The sequence below is a fragment of the Mesorhizobium sp. M7A.F.Ca.US.005.03.2.1 genome (assembly GCF_003997795.1).
Classification (GTDB): domain Bacteria; phylum Pseudomonadota; class Alphaproteobacteria; order Rhizobiales; family Rhizobiaceae; genus Mesorhizobium; species Mesorhizobium ciceri.
The window spans coordinates 1-2,832 of the sequence record NZ_RZRP01000813.1 but is presented as its reverse complement, the minus strand read 5'-3'; the positions used below and the strand labels follow the sequence as shown (position 1 = coordinate 2,832).

The window sequence follows — 2,832 nt, the reverse complement described above, 5'->3', positions numbered from 1 at the left end:
GGTGTTCGGATTGTCGACGAGCTTGCCGTCGACGACCAGCTTGGCCGCGAGCGCCTTGTAGATGTCGGCGGGAACCAGCGCCCAGTCCGGGCCCTTGATGTCGGTGGCGAAGACGATGCCGTCATAGCCGATCCGGACTTCCTGGACTTCCTTCACGCCGGCGGCGGCGCAGGACTTGAGTTCGTCCGCCTTGATCGGACGCGACGAGTTGGCGATGTCGATCGTGTCTTCGCCGACGCCCTTGCAGAATTCCTTGATGCCGGCGCCGCTGCCGCCGGATTCGACGACCGGGGTCTTGAAGTTGGTGAACGTTTCGCCGAACTGCTCGGCAACGATCTTGGCATAAGGTAACACGGTCGATGATCCGGCGACCTGGATCTGGTCGCGCGCGGCGGCGAAGCCGGACGACGCGGCGAGCGCAAGCGCAGCGGCCGACGCCGTATAGAGGAATTTCTTCATGTGGCCTGCTCCTGTTCGGAAGATGGTCTCTCGGCGCTCGTCAGTCGGCGCCCGCTGAGGCCAATAGCCTTCGATTATAACAGTCGCATGACAGTTTGATGTCACCCCGGTAACGCGTCATCGCGATGAGCAAAACGCCGCCTGGCCGGCACTGACCACGCAGCCCGGCTTTGTCCCCGGAATCAGAGACTTGCTCCGCTTGGGGCCGAGATTGGCCGGCGATTTGGGGTTAGCCGGCCTTTACGAAAAAAAGCCGGACGGGAGCGCGTTGCTCTCAGCCAGACGGTGTCATGGCCGGGCCATCGCCGAAAACAGGTCCGTTGGGGTAGGTTGACGCTGTCTCATGCCGGCGGTCGCTGCTCCCGCCCGTAACTGGAAAGGGAGGAATCGAACGCCGCCATTGTCTCGACTGGATACAACCTTTGATATGGTGCGATCGCACCATAGTCTTGGCCGCTGGCAGGGCGCGAATCTTCGCCGTATTTCCGGCACTCGGACAGGCAGGACCGGCCCTACCCGGCGTTGCGCTGAGCCTGCCGGCTGGCGCCGACCCAGCGCTCGACCTTCTCGAGCAGCGCCCGGGGACTGATCGGCTTGGGCAGATAGTCGTCCATGCCTGCCTCCAGGCAGCGCTCGCGGTCGCCCTTCAGCGCATGCGCGGTGACGCCGACGATCGGCACATGCGTGCCGGTTTCTTCCTCCAGCCGGCGAATGGCGGCGGTCGCTTCGAGACCGTTCATCTCCGGCATGGAGACATCCATCAGGATCATGCACGGGTTGAGCCGGCCGAAGGCGTCGAGCGCCTTGCGGCCATTGCCGACGATCTCGAAACCATAACCGGTCTCGCCGAGGATCTGGGTGAACACCATCTGGTTCACCTCATTGTCCTCGGCCACCAGTATGTCCAGCCTGTCGCCACCAGCCGCCACCGGTGGCCGCGGGCGAATCGAAGGCGGCTGCAGCAGCGCCCGCTGTTCGGACGGTGCCGAGGGCTGCGGCCGCGTCACATTGCTCGCAGCGACGTCGGCCGCGAGCGGCTGCGCGTCGCTGCCGCCAGTGTTGTGGCGATGCCGCTGGATGGTGGCGACCAGCGTTTCCAGCAGCACCGAAGAGCGCGCCGGCTTGATCAACTGGGCATCGATGCCGAGATCGCGATAGCTGGTGTTGGCGAGCGACTGGTCGACCGAGGTCAGCATGATGATCGGCGTTCCGGCAAGGCCAGCGGTGTTGCGCACGATCCGCGCCATTTCGGCGCCGCTCATTTCAGGCATCTGGTAGTCGAGCACGACGCAATCGACCGGCACGCCATAGGCGGCTGCGGCGATCAGCACCTTGAGGCCTTCGGCGCCGCTTTCGGCCGCGCAGGAATCGAACGTCCATGATGTCATCTGCTCGGTCAGGATCGCCCTGTTGACGGCATTGTCGTCGACGATCAGCACGCGCGCGCCGGTCACGTCGATCGGCATGATGCGTTGTCCGTTCTGCTGTCCGGCCCTCGGCAGCGTCACCGAGAACCAGAACGTCGAACCCTTGCCTTCGGCGCTTTCGACCCCGATGTCGCCGCCCATCAGCTCGACGAGCCGCGAGGTGATGGCGAGGCCGAGGCCGGTCCCCTCGTGCCGCCGCGTCGATGAAGTGTCGACCTGGCTGAATTTCTCGAACACCAGTTTCAGTTTTTCCTCGGGGATACCGATGCCCGTATCGGTGACCGAAATGGTGAGCTTCGTTCCGGCTGGAACCCTCTCGCCGGTGACGTCGACCAGCACATGGCCCTCATCAGTGAATTTCACCGCATTGCCGAGCAGGTTGGTGACGATCTGCCTGATGCGGCCGACATCGCCGATGAATAGGCTCTCGAGCCGAGGCTCGACACGTACGATCAGCTCGAGGTCCTTCTCCTTGGCGCGCGTCGACACCAGCGTCGCCACGTCCTCGATCGCCTCGGCCAGATTGAAGGGCGCCGGATCGAGCACCAGCTGACCGGCATCGATCTTGGAGAAGTCCAGTATGTCGTTGATGATGGTGAGCAGCGCATTGCCCGACTTCACGATGATGTCGGTAAACGTCTTCTGCTTCGGGTCGAGGTCCGATTTGGCCAGCAGTTCGGCCATGCCGAGCACGCCGTTCATCGGCGTACGTATCTCATGGCTCATATTGGCGAGGAATTCCGACTTGGCGCGGTCGGCGAGCACGGCGCGCTGACGCGCCTCGCGCAGTTCGGCCTCCCGCATCTTCAGCTCGGTGATGTCGGTGGTCGAGCCGATCAGGTAGAGCGAACCGTCGGAGGCGATCATCGCGCCCTTGCGGGCGAATTGATGCCTGACGCTGCCGTCGGCCAGCGTCACCGTCTCTTCGACCTCCTGAGTTTCGCCG

2 protein-coding genes are annotated in these 2,832 nt (G+C 63.8%); both read right to left on the bottom strand.

The window, feature by feature from the left end:
* Positions 1-459 (bottom strand): substrate-binding domain-containing protein (locus EN991_RS30735; protein ID WP_206519281.1); only part of this gene is annotated, 459 nt, incomplete at its 3' end.
* A 512-nt stretch (positions 460-971) separates the two neighbouring features.
* Positions 972-2,832, bottom strand: a 1,861-nt coding sequence (locus tag EN991_RS30730; protein WP_127370160.1) for a response regulator, incomplete at its 5' end; no start/stop codon positions are given.